Genomic DNA, 23,050 nt, shown 5'->3' with positions numbered 1-23,050 from the left:
ACCCCAAGGAACTCGCAACGTGGTTTTGTTCACCCTGCGCAGGCTGCTTCAGAGCCTGTTCGTGCTGCTGGCCGTCTCGGTCGTGGTTTTCTTTGCGGTGTATGCCGTGGGCGACCCGATCGAGCTGCTGGTCAGCCCCGAGGCAACGGTGGAGGCCCGCCAGGCCACCATCGCCCGCCTGGGGCTGGACCAGCCGATCTGGCAGCAGTATTTCACCTTCCTGTGGCGCGCCCTGCACGGCGACCTGGGCAACTCATTCGTGCACGGCATACCGGCCATCGAGCTGATCCTGCAGCGTGTGCCGGCCACGTTCGAACTCGTGGTGGTCGCCATTGGCATGACCTGTATCGTGGGCATCCCGCTGGGCCTGGTAGCCGGCCTGTACCGCGACCGGGTCCTGGGCCGCGGCATCATGGCCAGCTCGGTGCTGGGCTTTTCACTGCCCAACTTCTGGCAAGGCATGATGCTGATTCTGCTGTTCGCGGTATGGCTGGGCTGGCTGCCCGCCTCGGGGCGCGGCGACACGGTCAGCGTGCTGGGCGTACGGCTGTCGATTCTTACCGCCGATGGCTGGTCGCACATCATCATGCCCGCCATCAACCTGGCGCTGGCCAACATCGCGCTGGTGCTGCGCCTGACCGCCACCGGCGTGGCCGAGGCGCAATCGCAGGAATACGTGAAGTTCGCGCGTGCCAAGGGCGTGCGCCCCGGCCGCATCGTGCGCCGCCATATTCTGCGCAACATCCTGATCCCGGTGGTCACGGTGGTCGGCATGGAATTCGGCAGCCTGATCGCCTATTCCACCATCACCGAAACCGTGTTTGCGTGGCCAGGCATGGGCAAGCTGCTGATCGACAGCGTCTATCAGCTTGACCGCCCCGTGGTCGTCGCGTACGTGATGCTGGTGACGCTGATCTTCGTCATCGTGAACTTCATCGTCGATATTCTTTATGCCGCGCTTGATCCGCGCGTGCAGCTTGTCGCTCCTGCACATTAAGTCATGGCTCAATCGTCTTCCAATGGCCGTACGCGCACCATCCAGCCCCTGGCTGAAACGCCGCGCCGTGTCGCCATCCTGAAAAAACTGCGCAGCCGGCCCACGGTAATGGGCTCGGTGATCGCGCTGGTCCTGCTGATGGTGGTGGTAATGGCCGCCCCCTACTTCGCGCCGCAGAACCCCTACGACCTGGCCAACCTCAACCTGCTCGACGGGCGGCTGCCGCCCGGCTCCGAGTCGATGGACGGCCAGGTGTACCTGCTGGGCACCGACGACCAGGGCCGCGACATGTTCAGCGCCATTCTGTACGGCCTGCGCATCAGCCTGCTGGTGGGCCTGACGGCGGTGGCGCTGGCCACGGCCATCGGCAGTATCGCGGGCCTGATCGCGGCATACGTGGGCGGCTTCGTGGATACGGTGGTCATGCGGGTGGTTGACTTCATCCTGGGCTTTCCCACCATTCTCGTGGCGCTGGTGCTGCTGGCCATGATGGGCCGCGGCGTGGACAAGGTGATTCTGGCGCTGGTGGTGGTGCAATGGGCGCACTACGCGCGCATCATGCGGGGCCGCGCCCTGCAAGAGCGCCGCAAAGAATACATCGAGGCCGCCGCCAACCTGGGCTTTCCGGCGTGGCGCATCATGGCGTTCCACCTGCTGCCCAATTGCCTGGGGCCCGTGATGGTGTTCGCCACCATCCAGATCGCCACCGCCATCGCGCTGGAGGCCACCCTGTCTTTCCTGGGCGTGGGCGTACCCATTACAGAGCCCTCGCTGGGGCTGCTGATTGCCAACGGCTTCCAATACCTGCTGTCGGGCGATTACTGGATCAGCATGTTCCCGGGCATTGCATTGCTGCTGCTGATCCTGACCATCAACATTGTGGGCGACCGCCTGCGCGAAGCCCTGGATCCCCGACGAGCATGAGCGACGTAATACTGCAGGTGCGCGGACTGCGCACCGCCTTTCATACCGAAGCCGGCGCCTGGCCGGCGGTGGACGGCGTCGACCTGACGGTGCGGCGCGGCGAAATCGTGGGGCTGGTAGGAGAATCCGGTTCCGGCAAGTCGGTCACCGGTTTTTCGTTGCTGGGCCTGATCGACCCGCCGGGCGAAGTCGTATCCGGCGAAATTCTCTTCAAGGGCCAGGACCTGCGCAAGCTCGACGAAGAAGGCATGCGGCGCCTGCGCGGCAACCGCATCGCCATGATTTTCCAGGACCCGCTGATGACGCTGAACCCGGTGCTGCGCATCGGCGAGCAGATGATGGAGGCGATTCTTACGCACGAGCGGGTGCCCGTGGCCCAGGCGCGCGAGCGCTGCCGCGAGGCGCTGGCCATGGTGGGCATTCCGTCGCCCGAAACGCGCCTGGACAGCTATCCGCACGAGTTTTCGGGCGGCATGCGGCAGCGCGTGGCCATCGCCATCGCGATGCTGAACAACCCGGACCTGATCATCTGCGACGAACCCACCACGGCGCTGGATGTCACCATCCAGGGGCAGATCCTCTATCGCATGCAGGAAATCTGCCGGCTTCACAATACCGCCCTGATCTGGATCACCCACGACCTGGGCGTAGTGGCCGAACTCGCCGATCACGTCGCCGTGATGTATGCCGGCCGCATTGTCGAGGCCGGGCCCGTGGCCCAGGTGCTGGACGCGCCGCGCCACCCCTACACGCGGGGGCTGCTGGATTCGATGCCGGCCAACACCGCCCCCGGCGCGCGCCTGCACCAGATCGAGGGCATGGCGCCCAGCCTGGCGGGCCGACCCGCCGGCTGCGCCTTCCGGCCGCGATGCCCCAGCGCCATCCCGCGCTGCGCCGAACAGGCTCCCGCCGCCAGCCAGGAGGGGCCCCGCAGCTTCCGCTGCTACGTACCGATCGCCCGCGAGAATACTGCCGCATGACCCAGCAAGACACGCCCGTAATCGAACTGCGCAACGTCCACAAGCGCTTCGAACATCACCCCGACCTGGCGCAGCGCATCCTGGCGCTGGCCGGCAAGCCGGTCGACCGGCGCACGGTGCACGCCGTCAATGGCGTCGACCTGACGGTGCAGCCCGGCGAAGTGCTGGGCCTGGTGGGGGAATCCGGCTGCGGCAAGTCTACGCTGGGCCGCGTCGTGGCCGGCCTGCACCGCCAGACCGAAGGCGATCTGCTGTACCAGGGCAGGCCCGTCCAGGACTTGCGCGGCGCCGAGCGCCTGGCCTACACGCTGGGTGTGCAGATGATCTTCCAGGACCCCCAGGCGTCGCTCAATCCGCGCCAGCGCCTGCGGCAGATCCTGGGCGAGGCGCTCAAGGTGCACAAGCTGGCGCCGGCCGCCGAGATACCGGCGCGCATTGACCGCGCCCTGTCCGAAGTGGGCCTGGACCGCGAATACCGCGACCGCTTTCCGCACCAGATCTCCGGCGGCCAGCGCCAGCGCATCGGCATTGCCCGCGCGCTGATGGTCGAACCCAAATTCCTGGTGTGCGACGAGCCCGTGGCCGCGCTGGACGTATCCATCCAGGCGCAGGTCATCAACCTGTTCATGGACCTGCGCGAACAGCACGGCTTTACTTATTTGTTCATCAGCCACGACTTGGGCGTGGTCCGGCACATATCCGATCGCGTGGCCATCATGTACCTGGGCAGGATCGTCGAGCGCGCGCCGGCCGCCCAGATCTTCGCGCGGGCCAATCACCCGTATACGCAGGCGTTGCTGGCCGAAGTGCCCGACGTCAGCCGCCGAGGCCGCAAGTTCACACCCATCAAGGGCGAGATCCCGTCGCCGCTGAACCCGCCGCCAGGGTGCACCTTCCATCCCCGCTGTCCGCACGCCATGCCGCGCTGCCGCGAACAGGTGCCCCCGTTGCAGGAAATCGCGCCCGGCCACTGGTCGGCCTGTCACCTCAATACCGCCAACTGATACGCAGCCATGAAAGCAGAAACGTCCAACGTCGAGCGCATCGCCCACGAACTGGGCCACGCCGGCCGCAACGCTATCGTCTATGTCGACGACGATCGCAATGCCGATCGTCCCTTCACGCTGCAAACCTACCGCCCCTACGGCTACACGCCCGACCGCCCCGTCGTGATCGTGCAGCACGGCGTACTGCGCAATGGCGATGACTACCGCGATTTCTGGATCCCCGCTGCCGACAAGCACAAGCTGTTGATCGTGGCGCCCACGTTCTCCAACGATATCTGGCCTGGCGTCGAAAGCTACAACAACGGCCGCGTGTTCAGCCCCGGCGGCAACCCTCGCCACGTCGACGGATGGACGTACGCCCTCGTGGCCAAGGTATTTGCCGATCTGCGCCGGGCCGAAATCACCGAGGTCGAACAGGCGTATCTGTTCGGCCATTCGGCGGGAGGCCAGTTCGTGCATCGGCTGATGAGCAGCCAGCCGCATGCGCCCTTCTGCGCGGTGACGGCGGCCAACCCGGGCTGGTACACCCTGCCCACCTTCGATCATCCGTTCCCCGAAGGCCTGGACGGCGTCGGTCTGTCGGAAGAACACCTGGTTCGCCTGCTGGCCTATCCGATGACCATCCTGGCGGGCGACCAGGATATCGCCACCAACGATCCCAACCTCCCGTCCGACCCGCCCGCGCTGCGCCAGGGCCCGCACCGGTTTGCGCGCGCCCATTATTACTTCGAGGCCGGCCAGCGCGAAGCCGAACGCCGCGGCGTGCCGTTCGGCTGGAAATTGCAGGTGGTGCCCGGCATCGGCCACGATGGCCGCGCAATGTCGGCGGCTTGTGCCAGCCTGTGGTTTGAAGGCAAACTGCCCGGCGACGCCGAACTCGCCAAACTGGCGGGCCAGCAGGTCGCCTGAGCCTGCGGTCTTTCTACATTCTGGAACCACCACATGTCATCGTTGCCCACCACCGAAGAAATCGTCGCCGGCATCCAGTCGTGGGTGCAATGCGAATCGCCGTCGAACTCGCCGCAAGGCGTGGCCGCCATGGCCGAACTGGTGCAGGCGCAGGCAAGCGCGGCCGGCCTGAACGTTGAAATCACGCCGCTTGGCCCGGCCACGGGCCCGCTGCTGTACACCACCAATCGCGCCCCCGGCGATACGCGGCCCGGCATCCTGGTGCTGGCGCACCTGGACACGGTGCACCCGGTCGGCACGCTGCAGGACAATCCGTGCCGCGTCGAGGGCGACCGCCTGTACGGCCCGGGCAGCTACGACATGAAAGGCGGCATCTACCTGGCGCTGGCCGCGCTGGCCAGGCTGGCCCAACCCGGTGCCACCCGCCTGCCTGTGGACTTCCTGATGGTGCCCGACGAAGAAACCGGAAGCCATGCCTCGCGCGCATCCATTGAACGGTACGCCGCCAACGCCAAGTACGCACTGGTGTGCGAGCCCGCCCGACCCAACGGCGGCAAGTGTGTCACGGCCCGCAAAGGCACCGGCATGCTGCGCCTGGACGTCAAGGGCCGTCCCGCGCATGCCGGCATGCAGCACGAAAAGGGTCGCAGCGCCATACGCGAGATGGCGCACCAGGTGCTGGCCCTGGAAGCCATGACCGATTACGAGCGCGGCGTTACCGTAAGCGTGGGCACGATTGCCGGGGGCACAGTCACCAATACCGTTCCGGCCCGCTGCCGCTGCGTGGTCGACTTCCGCGTGCCCGATATGGGCGCGGCCGAAGATGTGCTGCGCCGCATGCGCAACCTGTGTGCAGTTGGGCCCGATGTAGAGCTGGATATCAACGTCGAGCTCAACCGGCCGCCGATGGTGCGCACCGACGCGGCCGCGGCGCTGCTGTCGCGCGCGCAGCAGTACGCGCGCGAAGCCGGCTTTGCGCTCGAAGAAGCCCCCATGACAGGCGGCGGCAGCGATGCAAATTTCACGTCCGCCATGGGCGTGCCCACACTCGACGGCCTGGGCGCCGACGGCGACGGCGCGCATACGCTGCACGAATACATCCTGGTTTCCACCCTGCAGACCCGGCTCAAGTTCTGGGAACTGCTGCTGCGCGAACTCGCCTGATCCATCACGCAACGGCGTCAGCCATCTCATCGCACCAAACGGTGTCAGGCACCCTTCGGGAGCCAGACACCTGTACAGGCGCAGCGCCTCCCCCAGTCCGCCGCCGGTGTCTGACTCCGTAGGTGTCAAATGCGCATCGCACCAAACGGTGTCAGACACCCATCGCACTAAACGGTGTCAGGCACCCTTCGGGAGCCAGACACCTGTACAGGCGCAGCGCCTCCCCCCAGTCCGACGGTGTCTGACTCCGTAGGTGTCAAATGCGCATCGCACCAAACGGTGTCAGGCACCCTTCGGGAGCCAGACACCTGCACAGGCGCAGCGCCTCCCCCCAGTCCGCCGGTGTCTGACTCCGTAGGTGTCAGACACCCATCGCACCAAACGGTAGCAGGCACCCTTCGGGAGCCAGACTCCTGTACAGGCGCAGCGCCTCCCCCAGTCCGCCGGTGTCTGACTCCGTAGGTGTCAGACACCCATCGCACAAACCGCCCGTTCGCTATTTGCGCAGCAGCGCCTTGAGCATCCCCAGGCGTTCTTTCGGGCTCATGGCGCGCGTGGCTTCGTCTTCTTGCACCGGCACGTCGCCCAGGCCCATTTCTTCGATGAAGCGCGAAGGCTCGCGCACCATGTCTTCGCGGGCGCGGCGCCGCTTCTTGCACCAGCTGATATTCAGGCTGCGCTGTGCGCGGGTGATGCCCACGTACATCAGGCGCCGCTCTTCCTGGATGCGGGTCGCCAGGCTTTCGGCGGCGCGGGCCGGGTCGCCCTCTTCGTCGTCCTTGCCCCAGTGCGGCAGCAAGCCTTCTTCCACGCCGGCGATGTACACGTGCGGATACTCCAGGCCTTTGGATGCATGCAGCGTCGACAGCTTCACCGCGTCCGGTTCTTCTTCGTCGCCGCGCTCGAGCATGGTGATCAACGCAACGTGCTGCACCAGGTCAAACAGCGTCATTCCGTCTTCGTCGGCCTTGCGCTTGAGCCAGCCCGTGAGCTCGAGCACGTTTTCCCACCGTGCCTGCGCGGGCTTCTCGTCGAGCGTATCGTACAAATAGCGCTCATACTGGATAGCCGCCAGCATGTCGTCCAGGATGGCGCCCGCCGATTCGGGCGAGCCCGCGCCATCGGTACGCCCCCGGCCCGCGCGCCACTGGATGCGGCGGATGAACTCGGCAAAAGTGCGCAACGATTCGAGTTGCCGGGCCTGCAACAGGCCTTCCAGGCCAGATTCATCCACTGCCGCCAGCAACGACACTTCTCGTTGCGCGGCGTACTGGCCCAGCACCTGCAACGTGGCCTGTCCGATGCCCCGCTTGGGTGTGGTGGCGGCCCGTATGAAGGCGGGATCATCGTCGTCGTTGGCGATCAGCCGCAGATAAGCCAGGATGTCCCGCACCTCGGCCTTGTCAAAGAAGCTTTGGCCGCCAGCGATGGTGTACGGGATCTTCAGGTTGCGCAACGCCTGCTCCAGGATGCGCGCCTGGTGGTTGCCGCGATACAGCACAGCGAAATCCTTCCACTGCGCCTGCCGCTCGAAACGCGCGGCCGAGATCTTCATGGCAATGGACTGCGCCTCGTGCTCATCATTGTCCATCGCCGATACAACGATGGGCTCGCCCACCCCCAGGTCGGACCAGAGCTTCTTCTCGAACAGCTTGGGGTTCTTTTCAATAACCGTATTGGCCGCCGCCAGGATACGCTGCACCGACCGGTAGTTCTGTTCCAGCTTGATCAGCTTGAGCTGCGGGTAGTCAGTGGTGAGCTTGGCCAGATTCTCGACCGTGGCGCCGCGCCAGGCATAAATGGCCTGGTCATCGTCTCCCACCGCGGTAAACATGGCTCGGCTTCCGCACAAAAGCTGCACCAGCCGGTACTGGCACACATTGGTGTCCTGATATTCGTCCACCAGCAAATAGCGCACGCGGTTCTGCCAGCGCGTGCGTACCTCTTCGTTGTGCTCCAGCAACTGCGCGGGTATGCGGATGAGATCATCGAAATCCACCGCCTGGTAGGCCGCCAGCGTGGCGCTGTAGTTTCGGTACACGCGCGCGGCCTCGACTTCGCCGGGCGTGGCCGCGATGCGTTCGGCATCGTCGGGGCTGAGCAGCGCATTCTTCCACAACGAAATAACCGACTGCACCGCGCGCAAACGCCCGCGGTCCGTCGTGGCCAGCAGTTCCTGGATGATGGCCATCGCGTCGTCCGCATCCAATATGGAAAACTGCGGCTTCAGGCCTGCATGGCGCGCCTCTTCCCGCAACAGCTTGACGCCCAGCGCGTGAAAGGTGCTGATGGTCAGCCCCTTTGCCATCTGACGATCCACCAGCGGCTTGACGCGCTCGCCCATTTCGCGGGCGGCCTTGTTGGTGAAGGTCAGCGCCACGATATTGCGGCCCATGTAACCGCATTCGCGCAGCAGGTACGCAATCTTCTGGGTGATGACGCGGGTCTTGCCGCTGCCCGCGCCGGCCAGCACCAGACACGGGCCGTCCAGGTACAGCACGGCCTCTTTCTGGGCGGGGTTCAGGCCGTGGCCTATGGGTGTACTGTCGGACATGCGTCAGATTTCAAGAGGATCGACTTCCAATTGCCAGCGCACGCGGTTCTCTGCCGCCACCGCGGGCAGGTGCGCCGACCACGCGCCAAGAAAGGCCTGCAGCGCCGGCCGGCTGGTGCTTTCCAGAAGAAGCTGGGCTCGCTCGACATTCGCCACGCGCACCACGCGCAGGGGCACGGGATCGTACAGCGTCAGTGACGCCAGTCCGGGAAACTCGCCGGTGGTGGCCAGCCCGCGAGCCTGCTGCAGAAAGGCCAGCGCCTGCGAGAGTTCACGCGCTTCGGCCGTGAGCAGGGCCTGGTAGGCAAAAGGTGGCAGGCCGGTGGTTTCGCGTTCTTCGAGTGCATGGCGTGCAAAACCGGCGTAATCATGCCGCAGCAATGCCTGATACACCGGCTGCTCGGGGTATCCCGTCTGGATCAGGACTTCGCCGCCCCCGCCATGACGCCCGGCGCGGCCCGCCACCTGCATCAATTGCGCAAACAGGCGCTCCGGCGCGCGGAAATCGTGGGCAAACAGCGCGGCGTCGGCGTTCAGCACCCCCACCAGGCCCAGGCGCGCGAAATCGTGCCCCTTGGCCACCATCTGGGTGCCCACCAGAATATCGACCTCTCCGGCGTGCACTGCCGCGAACAAGGTCTGCGCGCTGCCTTTGCGGCGCGTGCTGTCCGCGTCGATTCGCGAGATGCGGGCTTCGGGAAACAGTTCCGCCAGATGTTCTTCCACGCGCTGTGTGCCACGGCCCATGGGCTGCAGATCCTGGTCGCCGCATTCCGGGCACGCGCGCGGCACCGACGCCTGGTAGCCGCAATGATGGCAATGCAGGCGATGGCCGCGCCCGGCAATGCGGTGCAGCACGGTAAAGGCCGTACAGCGCGGGCAGTGGCTGACCCACGCGCACGATGCACAATGCAGAACAGGCGCATAGCCGCGCCGGTTCAGGAACACCAACGACTGTTCGCCGCGCTCGAGCCGCTGCGCAATGGCATCCGACAACTGCGGCGAGATGCCTTGCCGCATCACCAGGCGGCGCGTATCGATCAGCCGTATCGCGGGCAGGTCGCTCGCACGGGCACGGCCCGGCAGCGACAAACGCAGATAATGGCCGCGCTCGGCGTGATGCCAGCTTTCCAGCGAGGGCGTGGCCGAGCCCAGCACTACCGGAATGCCGAGGTCTCGCGCGCGCCACACCGCCAGGTCGCGCGCCGAATACCGCAGGCCGTCTTGCTGTTTGTACGACGCATCGTGTTCTTCGTCGACCACGATCAGCCCCAGGTTGGCCAGCGGCGCAAAAATGGCCATGCGCGTGCCCAGCAGCATGCGCGCCTGGCCGCGCTGCGCCCGGGCCCACGCCTGGACGCGCTCGCCATCGGACAAGCCGCTATGCATCACCGCCAGGCCATCGGCGCCCAGCACCCCCGCCAGCCGGGCGCGCAACGCCGATTCAAGCTGGGGAGTCAGGTTGATTTCGGGAACCAGCAGCAGCACTTGGCGGCCCTGCCCCAGGACACGCTGCGCGGCGTGCAGATAGACCTCGGTCTTGCCGCTGCCGGTTATGCCATGCAGCAGCACGGGCTTGAAGCTAGCCAGCCCCGCCACCGCATCCACGGCGGCCTGCTGGTCGGCATTGAGCGCAGGGGGCTCGTCGGGCTCTACCGGCGCGGGCGCCGCCTTGCGCTTGCGGGACTCCAGGCGCGCCACCGGGCCCAGCCCCGAACGCTTGCCCTGGTAGGCCGACGGCTTGCGCAACGGCGGCGGCATGGCCGGCAGCATGACTTCACCCAGGGGCCGCTGGTAGTAATCGGCCGCAAAGCTGGCCAGCCGCAGCCAATCGGCCGGCAGTGGCGGCAGGTCTTGCAGCACCTGCTCGATCTCGCGCACCTGGCCGACCTCTACCCCAGGCTGCTCTGGCGCGGCGACCACCACGCCCACCAGCTTGCGCCGTCCAAACGGCACGATCACGCGCGCGCCCACCGGCACCGCCTCCGCCGCGCGGTAGTCAAACGGGCCGGGCAACGGAACATCAAGCGCAACACGCACCCAGCTAACGGGGTGCGCGACGCCGCTGCCTTGCGGGTCAGACATAAGGGACAGAGCGGAAGGGCATGGCTGGGCGCTTGCGTAATTAAAGTAGATTCTGGGTTTTGCGGCTAACAGATTGTCGCGCCATAACGATTTACTGAAAGCACATGGGCCTGTGGATAACTTTGGGGAAAAATCGCCAACAACGTTGGGACTTGTCAAGGCGAATGGCTGAAAAAACATGCTCCGGCGGTAGTTGCATATGTATTTGCTGTTTATTTTCAAATACTTATAAGCAATTCCCAGAAACGCTTCCAGCTATTCGGGGTTATCCCGACTTGCCTGCGCGCTGTGCACAAGTAAGCGGCCAACCCCATGTGCGGTCGCCCGGGGCCGCGATAGCGGCCACTTACTTAGCCATGCAATGCACGGCTATGGCTATGCACTTCGTCCACCAATTCGGCCACCGCCTCGGGCGGCGTGAATTGCGAAATTCCGTGGCCCAAATTGAACACGTGACCACCCCGGCCCACCGCCCCGTACGAATCGAGCGTGCGACGCGCTTCGGCCCGGATGGCCTGTGCACCGCCGAACAGCGTCATCGGGTCGAGGTTGCCTTGCAGCGCCACGGCATCGTTCACCCGCTGGCGCGCCTGGCCCAGGTTCACCGTCCAGTCCAGCCCGACGGCATCGCAGCCGCAGGCCACGATATCTTCGAGCCACTGGCCACCGCCCTTGGTAAACACGATCACGGGCACTTTGCGGCCTTGATGCTCACGAATAAGCCCATCCACGATCTTGCGGGTATAGGCCAGCGAGAACTGCTGGAACAGGCCGTCGGCCAGCACGCCGCCCCAGCTGTCGAACAGCATCACGGCCTGTGCACCGGCCTGGATCTGCGCGTTCAGGTATTGCAGCGTGGCCTGGGCGTTGATTTCCAGGATGCGATGCAGCAGGTCCGGACGCGCATACAGCATGGATTTGATCTGGCGGTAGTCGGCGCTGCCACGGCCTTCAACCATGTAACAGGCGATGGTCCAGGGGCTGCCGGCAAAGCCGATGAGAGGCACCTTGCCATCGAGTTCGCGCCGGATCAGGGCCACGGCATCGAACACATACTGCAACTTGGCCATGTCGGGCACGGCCAGGCGCGCGACGTCGTCTTCTGTGCGCACCGGCTGCGCAAAGCGCGGCCCCTCGCCCGGGGCGAAGTCCAGGCCCAGGCCCATCGCGTCCGGCACGGTAAGAATGTCGGAAAACAGAATGGCCGCATCAAGATCGTAACGGGCCAGGGGCTGAAGCGTGACTTCGGTGGCGTATTCGGGGTTCTGCGCCAGGCCCATGAACGAACCCGCGCGCGCCCGGGTGGCGTTGTACTCGGGCAGATATCGGCCCGCCTGGCGCATCAGCCAGATGGGGGTATAGGGGACGGGTTCGCGCAAGAGCGCGCGCAAGAACACATCGTTCTTCAAAGGGGTAGCAGACACGGCCATCCTTCAACATCGGAAGCCGTGATTTTACCCCCCGGGGCGCGCGACGAAGGATGGGCTGCCGCAACCGGCGGCTTTCTGGGCGGGCGTGGGCGGCGCGCCCACGCGGCAATACCCGACCCGGTCGCCATAACGCAGTCGCGCAATCCGACTATGATGTTGCAAGCGACTGGCGGATCAGCCCAGCCTGATCTTGCGCCGTCGTTGCCGGCTTTCCTGTGCGCAGCAGGCGCACCCAGCCGCGCCGCCCAAGGAGCGACACTATGAGCAAGATGCCCGCACTGTTCATCGGCCACGGCAGCCCCATGAACGCTCTGGAGCGAAACGATTTCACCGAAGCATGGCGCGCCTTCGGCGAGCACTTGCCCCGGCCCCGTGCGCTGCTGGTGGTATCTGCCCACTGGTATTTCGGCGCGACGGCAGTCACGGCCATGCCCCGGCCACGCACGATCCACGACTTCTACGGCTTTCCTCAACAGTTGTTCGATTTCGACTACCCCGCGCCCGGCGATCCGGACCTGGCCGGCGAAATCGTAGAGCTGGTCAAACCGCAATGGGTCGGTCTCGATATCGACCAATGGGGGCTGGACCACGGCACCTGGTCCATCCTGACGCACCTATACCCTGACGCCGACATACCGGTGGTGCAGCTGTCTATCAATGCATTGCGCCCCCTTGAATACCATCTGGATCTGGCCGCAAGGCTCGACGCCCTGCGAGAACGCGGGGTCATGGTGGTGGCCAGCGGAAACGTCGTGCACAACCTGGGGCGCCTGCAATGGGGCCAGGCCGACCTGGCCTACGACTGGGCACGGCGCTTCGACGACGCCGTGGCCGCGCAACTTGCCGATCGACCCGGCGACCTGTTGCGCCTGACCGGGCATGCCGACTACGACCTGGCGGTTCCCACCCCGGACCACTTCGTGCCGCTGCTATACATCGCGGGCCTGGCGGCCGCCGAAAACAGCAAGCCTGAACTGCTGGTGCGCGGCCATACTATGGGCTCGATCTCGATGGCCTGCTACGGGCTGGGCGCACAGCTTGAACTGCGCAAGAACGCCCATTGTGCGGCGATGCTTCCGGAAGGTGTGCCGCCGGACCAGACGAACATGTGACCCGCCCCGCGTGGGCGCGATGTTTTATGTCGGCTTGCGTTCGCCCCCCGGCCGTACGCAATGTGCATGCGCCGGCGCAGGCTAAGGCCAGGATAACCTGGTGTACAGTGAACCTTGCCGCCCGGGCCGAACCCGCTTTCGCCTGCTTGTCATCTTCTTCCAGGAGCCACCATGACAAACTCAAAAAAGCACGACGCCACGCCATCTACTACCGGGGCCGGAGCGCCCGCGCCAAGCGATCGCCACTCGTTGACCATCGGCCCCAATGGTCCCATCTTGCTGCACGATGTCCACTTCCTGGAGCAGATGGCGCACTTCAACCGGGAAAAGGTTCCTGAACGCCAGCCGCATGCCAAAGGCGCCGGCGCCTTTGGCGTGTTTGAAACCACGGCGGACGTGTCCAGGTACACCAAGGCCGCGCTGTTTCAGAAAGGCTGTAAAACCGAAATGCTCGCGCGGTTCTCCACCGTGGCGGGCGAAGCCGGCAGCCCCGACACCTGGCGCGACGTGCGCGGGTTCTCGCTGAAGTTCTATACCTCCGAAGGCAACTACGACCTGGTGGGCAACAACACGCCCATTTTCTTCGTGCGCGACCCGATGAAGTTCCCGCACTTCATACGCAGCCAGAAGCGCCTGCCGGATTCCGGCCTTCGCGACAACCACATGCAGTGGGACTTCTGGACCAACAACCCCGAATCGGCGCATCAGGTCACGTACCTGATGGGCGACCGCGGGCTGCCGCGCACGTGGCGGCACATGAACGGCTATGGCTCGCATACGTATATGTGGGTCAATGCCCAGGGCGAGCGCTTCTGGGTGAAATACCATTTCCATACCCGGCAGGGCATGGAATTCTTCAATAACCAGCAAGCCAAGGACATGGCCGGCAGCGATGCCGACTTCCACCGCCGCGACCTGTTCGACGCCATTGCACGGGGCGATTACCCCCGCTGGACGCTTTCGGTGCAGGTGATGCCTTACGAAGACGCAAAGACGTATCGCATCAACCCGTTCGACCTTACCAAGACCTGGTCGCATAAAGACTACCCGCTGATCGAAGTGGGCACGATGACGCTCGATCGCAACCCCGAGAATTTCTTTGCCGAAATCGAGCAGGCGGCTTTTTCTCCCGGCAATACTGTTCCCGGCATCGGCCTGTCGCCCGACAAGATGCTGCTGGGCCGGGCGTTCGCCTACCACGACGCGCAGCGCCACCGCATCGGCGCCAACTTTCACCAGTTGCCGGTCAATAAGCCCAAGGTGCCGGTCAATACGTATATGTTCGACGGCCACATGGCCTACGAGCACAGCGGCAACCAGCCGGTTTATGCGCCCAATTCCGAAGGCCGCGCCTGGGCCGACACGTCGGGCAAGGCAGAAGACGGCTGGGAAGCCGATGGCGAAATGGTACGCAGCGCCTACACCTTGCACGCGGAAGACGACGACTTCACTCAGCCGGGCATCCTGGTACGCGAGGTATTCGACGACGCGCAGCGCGCGCGCCTGGTTGAAACTGTTGCCGGAAGCCTGCTTGGCGGCGTGCGTTCGCCCGTGCTGGAACGAGCTTTCGAGTACTGGAAGAGCGTCGATCCGGATGTAGGCAAGCGTATCGAGGAACGCGTACGCAAGCATCAAGCCCCCCAACCCGCCCCGGGCATGAGCGAAGGGTAGCTTGGCGGTGTCTGACACCCTTCGGGAGTCAGACACCAATTACACGCGAGACGCCCATCACACACGCGCCCATCTGCGGCGCGCCTGCCTTCGGTAGCGACGGGACATTGCCATTGCCTGACGCCCGCCGGAAATTGCCGACGTCTGACTCTCGCCGGGAATTATTGGTGTCTGACTCCCGAAGGGTGTCAGACACCAATCACGCCACGGCGTCAGACACCAGAGATCGAAACCAGCGCCTGCCGCGTCAGCGGGGCTCGCGGTACGGCGACGCGTCGATGCGGTGCTTGCGCATCAGTGCCCAGAACGCGCGGCGATGCTTGCTGGACGCGCGCGCGGCCTGGGCCACGTTGCCGCCATGGCGTGACAACGCGCGACGCAAGTATTCGCGTTCGAAGCCGGCAACCACGCGGGACTTGGCCTGCCGGAAAGGTTCTTCAGCCAGCGTGGCATCCTGCGCATGCAACGCGGCCAAGGCCGCTTCAAGACGGGCACGCGTTGCCGTACGGCGCGCGCCCGCCCGTGCGCCGTAGCCCGGCACGGGTTCACGCACCGTGCACGGAGGCGCGCCCGCCGCACCCCCTGGCGCCATCTGGGGCGTCATGGATGGCCCCCCGCGGCATAGCCGCGACAGGCGTGCACGAAGCTCATCGGTGCAGGCCGGCGCGCGCATGAAGTCGGCCGCCCCCAGGGCGAGCAGATCGAGTATGGCCGGCGCGGTGATGTCGAACACCATGGCAACCAACGGCGTACGCGGCTCGGCCCCAGCATTGGCAAGAATGGTGCGCACCCACGACAAGGACGTTGGCGCCACCGGGATGACGCAGCCGTCGTAGCGCCGTAGCGCCAGGCGCGCGCGCGCCAGCAGGCGCGTATCTGGCAAACCCGGCGCCAACGCGGACAGTTCCTGCGCGTACAGGCGCAGGCGGCCCTGGCCCTGGTGGCTCGCGACCCAGTCGCGCACCCAGGCTTCATGGCCGGGCGTCATCAGTACGGCGCAATCGAGTGTTTCCCGCAAGATGAGCTCCTTGATACGTACGCAATAAACGCAAGCGTACGCGTCAGTCCACCTAGGCGGTATCCGCACATGTCATATTGCGGGTTATACGTAATCCAAGCGTCCAGCGCTTGCCAGTTCCTGCTTTTTAAGCACTAGCGCAAAGCGCGGCGACCAGCGGACGCGCCACACGCATATGCACGCGCCCCGTTTGGAAATGCAAAAACAAAAAGGGCGGCCAAGGCCGCCCTTTTTGCTTGTGCGCCGCGCGGGACACGCGGCGCACGGGGTACTGATATCAGTGCGTGCTGCGGGTCTGGCGCAGCTTGCGCGCAGCCACGGCTTGCGCGGCCAGCATGGCGAGTTCCGCCTCAACCACCGCGATATCCGCCTTGTCCTTGGCATTGCGTAGGGCCTCTTCGGCCTTTTCGCGCGCCGCCACGGCGCGGGCTTCGTCGAGGTCGGCGGCGCGGATGGCCGTATCGGCCAGCACCGTCACCATGCCCGGCTGCACTTCAAGGATGCCCCCGGCGACGAAGATGTTCTCCTCGCCTCCATCGGCACGGACGATCTTGACTGTACCGGGGCGTATGCGCGAGATCAGCGGGGTGTGCCCGGGCAGAATGCCCAGCTCACCCGCCTCGCCAGGCAGTGCCACGAACTTAGCCTCACCGGCGAAGATCGCTTCTTCTGCGCTGACCACATCCACTTGCAGGGTAGCCATGTGAGCTCCTTATTGCAGTTTCTTGGCCTTCTCGAAGGCTTCGTCGATGGTGCCGACCATGTAGAAGGCCTGCTCGGGCAACGCGTCGCATTCGCCGTTGACGATCATCTTGAAACCACGGATGGTCTCGGCCAGCGGCACGTACTTGCCGGGCGAACCGGTAAACACTTCGGCCACATGGAACGGCTGCGACAGGAAGCGCTGGATCTTGCGCGCGCGGGCCACGGCCTGCTTGTCTTCGGGCGAGAGTTCGTCCATGCCCAGAATGGCGATGATGTCGCGCAGTTCTTTGTAGCGCTGCAGGGTTTGCTGCACGCCACGGGCCACGGCGTAGTGCTCTTCGCCGACGACTTGCGGGTCGAGCTGGCGGCTGGACGAATCCAGCGGATCCACGGCGGGGTAGATACCCAGCGCGGCGATGTCACGCGACAGCACCACGGTCGAATCCAAGTGCTGGAAGGTGGTGGCGGGCGACGGGTCGGTCAAGTCGTCGGCAGGCACGTACACGGCCTGGATCGACGTAATCGAGCCGGTCTTGGTCGAGGTGATGCGCTCTTGCAGCACGCCCATTTCTTCGGCCAGCGTCGGCTGGTAGCCCACGGCCGAAGGCATACGGCCCAGCAGCGCCGACACTTCGGTACCGGCCAGGGTGTAGCGATAGATGTTGTCGACGAAGAACAGGATGTCGCGGCCTTCATCGCGGAACTTCTCGGCCATGGTCAGGCCGGTCAGGGCGACGCGCAGACGGTTGCCGGGAGGCTCGTTCATCTGACCGAACACCATGGCCACCTTGTCCAGCACCTTCGACTCTTCCATTTCGTGGTAGAAGTCGTTGCCTTCGCGGGTACGTTCGCCCACGCCTGCAAACACCGACAAACCGCTGTGCTGCTTGGCGATGTTGTTGATCAGTTCCATCATGTTGACGGTCTTGCCCACGCCGGCGCCGCCGAACAGGCCCACCTTGCCGCCCTTGGCGAACGGGCAGACCAGGTCAATAACCTTGATGCCGGTTTCGAGCAGCTCGACCGACGGCGACAGTTCGTCGAAACGGGGAGCAGTCTGGTGGATGGCGCGCTTTTCGTCGGCCTGGATGGGGCCGGCTTCGTCGATGGGACGACCCAGCACGTCCATGATGCGGCCCAGCGTGCCGTGGCCCACCGGCACAGAGATGGGCGCGCCGGTGCCCACGACCTTCATGCCGCGGCGCAGGCCGTCGCTGGAGCCCAGCGCAATGGTACGCACCACGCCGTCGCCCAGCTGTTGCTGCACTTCCAGCGTGAGACCCTTTTCGGCGAACGGCGAACTTTCGTCGGCCAGAGTGAGCGCTTCGTAGATCTTGGGCATTTGATCGCGGGGGAACTGAATATCCACCACGGCGCCGATGCACTGAACGATGGTTCCGTTGCTCATGTCGATTCCTTGCTTGATAGCTTTTGACGGGATGCAGGCTGCTTAGACGGCGGCCGCGCCCCCTACGATTTCCGAAATTTCCTTGGTGATCGCCGCCTGGCGGGTCTTGTTATAGACCAGCTGCAGGTCGCCGATAACCTTCTTGGCGTTATCCGACGCTGCCTTCATGGCGACCATCCGGGCCGACTGCTCCGAGGCCATGTTCTCGGCCACGGCCTGGTACAGCAGACCTTCGACGTAACGCTGCAGCAGGTCGTCGATCACGCTCTTGGCATCGGGCTCGTAGATGTAGTCCCAGCTGTAGTTCGACTTGACCTCAGCGGTCGATGCCAGTTTTTCAACGCCCGACTGGAAGGGATCGTCCAAGCCGCTTTCGAGCGGCAGCAGACGCAGGAACACCGGCTCTTGCTTCATGGTGTTGACGAAGCGGGTAGCCGCCACGTACAACGCATCGATTTCGCCACTGAGATAGGCGTCGAGCTGCACCTTGATGGCGCCCAGCAGGCGGTCGAGGTCGGGCTTGTCGCCCAGCTGCACCTCGTGCGAGACCAGATTGGCGCCAATGCGAGTCAGCAGGCCCAGGCCCTTGTTGCCGAACGCCGTGGCCTGCACGCGGATGCCGCGTTGCTCGAAGTCCTTGAGCTTGGCCAGCGTCACACGGCTGATGTTGGTGTTCAGGCCGCCGCACAGACCCTTGTCGGTGGTGACCAGCACCACGCCTACCGCCTTGATATCGCGTTCGATCAGGTACGGATGGCTGTACTCGGGGTTGGCCTGCATCAGGTGCGCAGCGATCTCGCGCACTTTGGTGGCGTACGGACGACCCGCGCGCATCCGGTCCTGCGCCTTGCGCATTTTGGATGCAGCGACCATCTCCATCGCCTTGGTGATCTTGCGCGTGTTTTGCACGCTCTTGATCTTGGTTCGGATTTCCTTGATTCCGGGCATTGCGCTTTCCTGTTGTAACGGCTTGGCGGTTGCGGCCGGGGCTCGCCCCGCCCTACCGTAGGGCGGGCACGCGGCCCGCCACTACGCCGGACATTGCCTTAAAAAGCACCGTGCTTCTTGAAATCCTGGATGGCGGCAGCCAGTTCGGCTTCGTCGTCCTTGGACAGTTCCTTGGTGTCTTCGATGCGCTGGATCAGGCCGGCGTGCTTGGCCTTGAGCTGATCTTTCAGCGACTTTTCGAAGGCCAGGACCTGCGCCACGTCCACGTCGTCCAGGTAGCCGTTGTTGACCGTGTACAGCGTGACGGCCAGTTCCCACACTTGCAGCGGCTGGTATTGCGGCTGCTTGAGCAGTTCGACCACGCGCTTGCCGCGCTCGAGCTGACGGCGGGTGGCGTCGTCGAGATCGGATGCGAATTGCGCGAAGGCTGCCAGTTCACGGTACTGTGCCAGGTCGGTACGGATACCGCCGGACAGCTTCTTGATGACTTTGGTCTGGGCAGCGCCACCCACCCGCGACACCGAGATACCGGCGTTGATGGCAGGACGAACACCCGCGTTGAACAGGTCGGTTTCCAGGAAGATCTGGCCGTCGGTGATCGAGATCACGTTGGTGGGCACGAAAGCCGACACGTCGCCTGCCTGGGTTTCGATGATCGGCAGCGCGGTCAGCGAGCCGGTCTTGCCCTTGACGGCGCCGTTGGTGAACTTCTCGACGTATTCTTCGTTGACGCGCGCGGCACGCTCGAGCAGGCGCGAGTGCAGGTAGAACACGTCACCAGGGTAGGCTTCGCGGCCCGGCGGACGGCGCAGCAGCAGCGATACCTGGCGGTAGGCCCAGGCTTGCTTGGTCAGGTCGTCGTAAATGATCAGGGCGTCCTGGCCGCGATCGCGGAAGTACTCGCCCATGGTGCAGCCGGCGTAGGCAGCCAGGTATTGCATGGCGGCCGAGTCGGACGCCGAGGCGGCCACGACAATGGTGTATTCCATGGCGCCGTGCTCTTCGAGCTTGCGCACCACGTTGTTGATGGTCGACGCCTTCTGGCCGATGGCGACGTACACGCAGGTGACGTCCTTGCCCTTCTGGCTGATGATGGTGTCGACGGCAACGGCGGTCTTGCCGGTCTGGCGGTCGCCGATGATCAGCTCGCGCTGGCCGCGGCCGATGGGCACCATCGAGTCGATAGCCTTGATACCGGTTTGCAGCGGTTGCGACACCGAGCGGCGGGCGATTACGCCGGGCGCCACTTTTTCGATGATGTCGGTTTCCTTGGTGTCGATGGGACCCTTGCCGTCGATGGGTACGCCCAGCGTGTTGACCACGCGGCCCTTCAGCTCGGGGCCGACCGGCACTTCGAGAATGCGGCCGGTGGTCTTGACCTGGTCGCCTTCGGACACGCCGGTGTAGTCGCCCAGAATCACGGCGCCGACGGAGTCGCGCTCGAGGTTCAGCGCCACGCCGAAAACATTGTTGGGAAATTCGAGCATTTCGCCCTGCATCACGTCGGACAGGCCGTGGATGCGGGTAATGCCGTCACTCACGGACACGACGGTGCCCTGGGTGCGAATGTCAGCCGAAGCGCCCAGGCCCTCGATGCGGCTCTTGAGCAGTTCGCTGATCTCGGAGGGATTGAGTTGCATATTGACTCCTGGAATCCTGTTTATCTGGCCTTGCGCGTCAGGCAGCCAGCGTATCCCGCAAGCGGGCCAATTGGGCTTTTACGGAAGTATCGAGTACCTGGTCGCCTACCGCCACGCGCACGCCGCCGATCAGCGACTTGTCTACCGTGACGACCGGGCTGAGCTTCAGACCGAACTTGGTTTCAAGGGCGTTGACCAGGTCTTTGACCTGATCGGCGCCGAGCTCGAACGCACTGGTGATTTCCGCCTGCGCCGTGCCTTCGTGTCGGTTCTTGAGCGCGACGAATTGCTGCGCAATGCTGGGCAGCAGCAAAAGGCGGTCGTTGGCCACCAGAAGCTCGATGAAGTTGCGCGCACCCTGGGGCAACTCAGCCTTGACCAGGCTGGTAAAGAGTTCGATGCGCTGCGCATCGCCCAGGCGCGGATCGGACATCGCTTCGCGCACGTCGGGGTGAGCAGCCACATGGGCCAGCTCGCCGACCAGTTCGGCCCAGGCCTGCAAACCGGCCTTGTCGTCGCGTGCCGCACCAAAAAGTGCCTCGGCGTAGGGCCTGGCGACAGTGGAAAGTTCAGCCATGGCGTTCCCGGATTAAAGCTGCGCCTTGAGCTGGTTGAGCAGCTCGGCATGGGCGCGGGCATCAACCTCGCGCTGGAGGATCTGTTCAGCACCCTTGACAGCCAATGCGGCGACGTCGTCGCGCAGCAGGTCGCGGGCACGCTGGACTTCCTGCGCGGCATCTTGCGCCGCCTGGGCGACGATGCGGGCGCGCTCGGCTTCAGCCTCGCGGCGAGCCTGCTCGATCAGCGAGGCGGCCTGCTTCTCGGCCTCGACGATGCGGGCGTGGGTCTCGGATTTGGCAGAAGCCTCGATCAGACTGACGCGCGCTTGGGCTTGGGCCAGATCGGCCTTGCCCTTCTCGGCGGCGGCCAGGCCGTCGGCGATTTTTTGGCGGCGCTCGTCCATCGCCTTCGTCAGAGGCGGCCACACGAATTTCATCGTGAACCAGCCCAGAACGAAGAACACGAGCATCTGGAAAAAGATCGTCGCGTTCAGATTCACGGTCGTTCCTTTAACACCTTACGGCTCCGGACACATGAAGGGCGTCACGGAGCACTCGATACTTGGCCGACATGCACGCAGCTGAAGCTGCTGCCGCCGGCGTCAAGCCCGCCGTTGCGCCGGCGGGCGTTGCCATGAACCGTCGGACTTAGCCTACGAACGGGTTGGCGAAGGCGAACAGCATGGCGATACCCACGCCGATCAGGAACGCCGCGTCGATCAGGCCAGCCAGCAGGAACATCTTGGTTTGCAGCGCATTCATCAGTTCAGGCTGACGAGCCGAAGCTTCCAGGTACTTGCCGCCCATGAGTGCGATGCCGATGCAAGCGCCGATAGCGCCCAGACCGATGATAAGACCGCAAGCGAGAGCAACGAAAGCGACGTTGGTCATGACAACTCCTTGGTTAGAAATCTGAAGTCAAAAATGTAAGAAAACGGTACTGCTTGGAATGCAAGAAAATCTTGCGCCCCTGGGCGCGGGCGGAAACCCGCGCCAGGAATCGGGTTAGTGCCCTTCGTGAGCCTGGCCGATGTACACCAGCGTCAGCATCATGAAGATAAAGGCCTGCAACAGCACGATCAGGATGTGGAAGATGGCCCACACCGAACCGGCCAGGATGTGGCCGATACCCAGGCCCACGCTGGCTGCGTTGAGCCCTGTCCAGGCGCCGCCCAGCAAGGCGATCAGCATGAACACGAGTTCGCCGGCAAACATGTTGCCGAACAACCGCATGCCCAGCGAAACGGACTTGGCGGCGTATTCAATCAGGTTCAGCAGCAGGTTGGCCGGGGCCAGCAGCACGGCTCCGATGCCATGGGCATGGAACGGCGCGGCGAACAGGTCTTTGACGAAACCGCCCGGGTGCTTGATCTTGATGCCGTAGTAGAACATCAGCAGCAACACGCCCAGCGACATGCCCATGGGCACGTTCAGGTCGGCGGTGGGCAGAATGCGATGGTAATACAGCGGATCGCCGTGCTCGTCGCCCAGGCCGGTCCAGCGCCAGATGGACGGCATCAGGTCGACGGGGATGAGGTCGAGCGCGTTCATCAGGACGATCCAGAGGAACACGGTAAGCGCCAGGGGGGCCACGAACAGGCGGCTCTTGGCATTGGTGACGATGCCCTTGGCCTGTTCGTCCACCATGTCGACGATCATTTCGACGAACATCTGGAAGCGGCCGGGCACCCCTGCCGTGGCGCGGCGCGCGGCCAGCCAAAGAACCAGGATGACTGCCAGACCCGTCAGGGCGGACCAGAACACCGAGTCATAGTTGATGACGTCGAACTGGGCGATGACGGACTGCTTTTCGCCAAGATTGTTCAGATGCACCAGGTGGTGCTGAATATACGCGGACTGAGGCGATACGTCGCTGGCAGCAGCCATTTGAACCCTACCCTGTTTGCTGAATGAACGACCCTTGCGAGCCGGACGTTT

The 23,050-nt window shown here is 64.5% G+C and carries 20 protein-coding genes; 8 read left to right on the top strand and 12 right to left on the bottom strand.

Translation table 11 applies throughout. The annotated features are described in order from the left end of the window. Positions 1–19: 19 nt before the first annotated feature. From CAL18_RS00250 to CAL18_RS00225, 6 genes are read left to right on the top strand one after another with little or no spacing between them, the layout of a single operon-like run. Positions 20–997, top strand: coding sequence for an ABC transporter permease (locus CAL18_RS00250; protein WP_094795749.1), 978 nt, complete (start codon positions 20–22; stop codon positions 995–997). A 3-nt stretch (positions 998–1,000) separates the two neighbouring features. Continuing rightward, positions 1,001–1,921 (top strand): ABC transporter permease, encoded by a 921-nt coding sequence (locus CAL18_RS00245; protein WP_026640874.1) that lies wholly within the window; start codon positions 1,001–1,003, stop codon positions 1,919–1,921. Next, the gene (locus CAL18_RS00240; RefSeq protein WP_026640873.1) at positions 1,918–2,901 is read left to right on the top strand and encodes an ABC transporter ATP-binding protein; all 984 of its coding nucleotides are present in this window, start codon (positions 1,918–1,920) and stop codon (positions 2,899–2,901) included. Before CAL18_RS00245 ends, CAL18_RS00240 begins: the two co-directional genes overlap by 4 nt. Next, positions 2,898–3,905, top strand: a complete 1,008-nt coding sequence (locus CAL18_RS00235; RefSeq protein ID WP_026640872.1) for an ABC transporter ATP-binding protein — start codon at positions 2,898–2,900, stop codon at positions 3,903–3,905. The genes CAL18_RS00240 and CAL18_RS00235 overlap by 4 nt, the downstream gene beginning before the upstream one ends. A 9-nt stretch (positions 3,906–3,914) precedes the next feature. Then, positions 3,915–4,817, top strand: a complete 903-nt coding sequence (locus tag CAL18_RS00230; RefSeq protein WP_026640871.1) for a hydrolase — start codon at positions 3,915–3,917, stop codon at positions 4,815–4,817. Positions 4,818–4,850: 33 nt separating this feature from the next. Then, positions 4,851–5,981 (top strand): M20 family metallopeptidase, encoded by a 1,131-nt coding sequence (locus CAL18_RS00225; protein ID WP_094817117.1) that lies wholly within the window; start codon positions 4,851–4,853, stop codon positions 5,979–5,981. A gap of 496 nt (positions 5,982–6,477) precedes the next feature. Here CAL18_RS00225 and CAL18_RS00220 read toward each other — a convergent pair whose 3' ends face one another. The 3 genes from CAL18_RS00220 to hemE form a co-directional block, all read right to left on the bottom strand. Then, complete coding sequence (locus tag CAL18_RS00220) at positions 6,478–8,535, bottom strand: UvrD-helicase domain-containing protein (protein WP_026640869.1); 2,058 nt, start codon at positions 8,533–8,535, stop codon at positions 6,478–6,480. A gap of 3 nt (positions 8,536–8,538) precedes the next feature. Further along, the gene (locus CAL18_RS00215; protein ID WP_094817116.1) at positions 8,539–10,620 is read right to left on the bottom strand and encodes a primosomal protein N'; all 2,082 of its coding nucleotides are present in this window, start codon (positions 10,618–10,620) and stop codon (positions 8,539–8,541) included. Positions 10,621–10,970: 350 nt separating this feature from the next. Then, positions 10,971–12,044, bottom strand: coding sequence for a uroporphyrinogen decarboxylase (gene hemE, locus CAL18_RS00210; RefSeq protein WP_094817223.1), 1,074 nt, complete (start codon positions 12,042–12,044; stop codon positions 10,971–10,973). Positions 12,045–12,310: 266 nt separating this feature from the next. Between hemE and ygiD the strand changes: the two genes are divergently transcribed. Then, a complete protein-coding gene (ygiD, locus tag CAL18_RS00205) occupies positions 12,311–13,162 on the top strand; it encodes a 4,5-DOPA dioxygenase extradiol (RefSeq protein WP_094817115.1) in 852 nt (283 codons plus the stop codon). A gap of 171 nt (positions 13,163–13,333) precedes the next feature. After that, a complete protein-coding gene (locus tag CAL18_RS00200; RefSeq protein ID WP_094817114.1) occupies positions 13,334–14,833 on the top strand; it encodes a catalase in 1,500 nt (499 codons plus the stop codon). Positions 14,834–15,080: 247 nt separating this feature from the next. On the opposite strand, the gene CAL18_RS00195 is transcribed toward CAL18_RS00200, so the two are convergent. The 9 genes from CAL18_RS00195 to atpB all read right to left on the bottom strand — a co-directional run bounded on the left by CAL18_RS00195 (position 15,081) and on the right by atpB (position 22,999). Further along, positions 15,081–15,851 carry a helix-turn-helix domain-containing protein gene (locus CAL18_RS00195; protein ID WP_038852576.1) on the bottom strand — a complete coding sequence of 257 codons (771 nt, stop codon included), beginning with the start codon at positions 15,849–15,851 and terminating at the stop codon, positions 15,081–15,083. 277 nt (positions 15,852–16,128) lie between these two features. Next, entirely contained in the window at positions 16,129–16,554 is a 426-nt protein-coding gene (locus tag CAL18_RS00190; RefSeq protein ID WP_026640864.1) for a F0F1 ATP synthase subunit epsilon, read from the bottom strand. Positions 16,555–16,563: 9 nt separating this feature from the next. Then, the gene (gene atpD, locus CAL18_RS00185; RefSeq protein ID WP_026640863.1) at positions 16,564–17,964 is read right to left on the bottom strand and encodes a F0F1 ATP synthase subunit beta; all 1,401 of its coding nucleotides are present in this window, start codon (positions 17,962–17,964) and stop codon (positions 16,564–16,566) included. Positions 17,965–18,006: 42 nt separating this feature from the next. Continuing rightward, positions 18,007–18,912 carry a F0F1 ATP synthase subunit gamma gene (gene atpG, locus CAL18_RS00180; RefSeq protein WP_026640862.1) on the bottom strand — a complete coding sequence of 302 codons (906 nt, stop codon included), beginning with the start codon at positions 18,910–18,912 and terminating at the stop codon, positions 18,007–18,009. Between the two features lie 98 nt (positions 18,913–19,010). After that, complete coding sequence (gene atpA, locus CAL18_RS00175; protein WP_094817113.1) at positions 19,011–20,552, bottom strand: F0F1 ATP synthase subunit alpha; 1,542 nt, start codon at positions 20,550–20,552, stop codon at positions 19,011–19,013. A gap of 37 nt (positions 20,553–20,589) precedes the next feature. Next, positions 20,590–21,129, bottom strand: coding sequence for a F0F1 ATP synthase subunit delta (locus CAL18_RS00170; RefSeq protein WP_094817112.1), 540 nt, complete (start codon positions 21,127–21,129; stop codon positions 20,590–20,592). 12 nt (positions 21,130–21,141) lie between these two features. Further along, complete coding sequence (locus CAL18_RS00165) at positions 21,142–21,612, bottom strand: F0F1 ATP synthase subunit B (RefSeq protein ID WP_026640859.1); 471 nt, start codon at positions 21,610–21,612, stop codon at positions 21,142–21,144. 148 nt (positions 21,613–21,760) lie between these two features. Continuing rightward, positions 21,761–22,003, bottom strand: coding sequence for a F0F1 ATP synthase subunit C (gene atpE, locus CAL18_RS00160; protein WP_003815363.1), 243 nt, complete (start codon positions 22,001–22,003; stop codon positions 21,761–21,763). Positions 22,004–22,117: 114 nt separating this feature from the next. Then, positions 22,118–22,999 carry a F0F1 ATP synthase subunit A gene (atpB, locus tag CAL18_RS00155; protein ID WP_026640858.1) on the bottom strand — a complete coding sequence of 294 codons (882 nt, stop codon included), beginning with the start codon at positions 22,997–22,999 and terminating at the stop codon, positions 22,118–22,120. Positions 23,000–23,050 lie beyond the last annotated feature (51 nt).

The sequence above is a fragment of the Bordetella genomosp. 7 genome (assembly GCF_002261415.1).
In the GTDB taxonomy this organism is placed as follows: Bacteria; Pseudomonadota; Gammaproteobacteria; order Burkholderiales; family Burkholderiaceae_B; genus Bordetella_A.
This window is presented reverse-complemented; position numbering and strand designations above follow the sequence as displayed.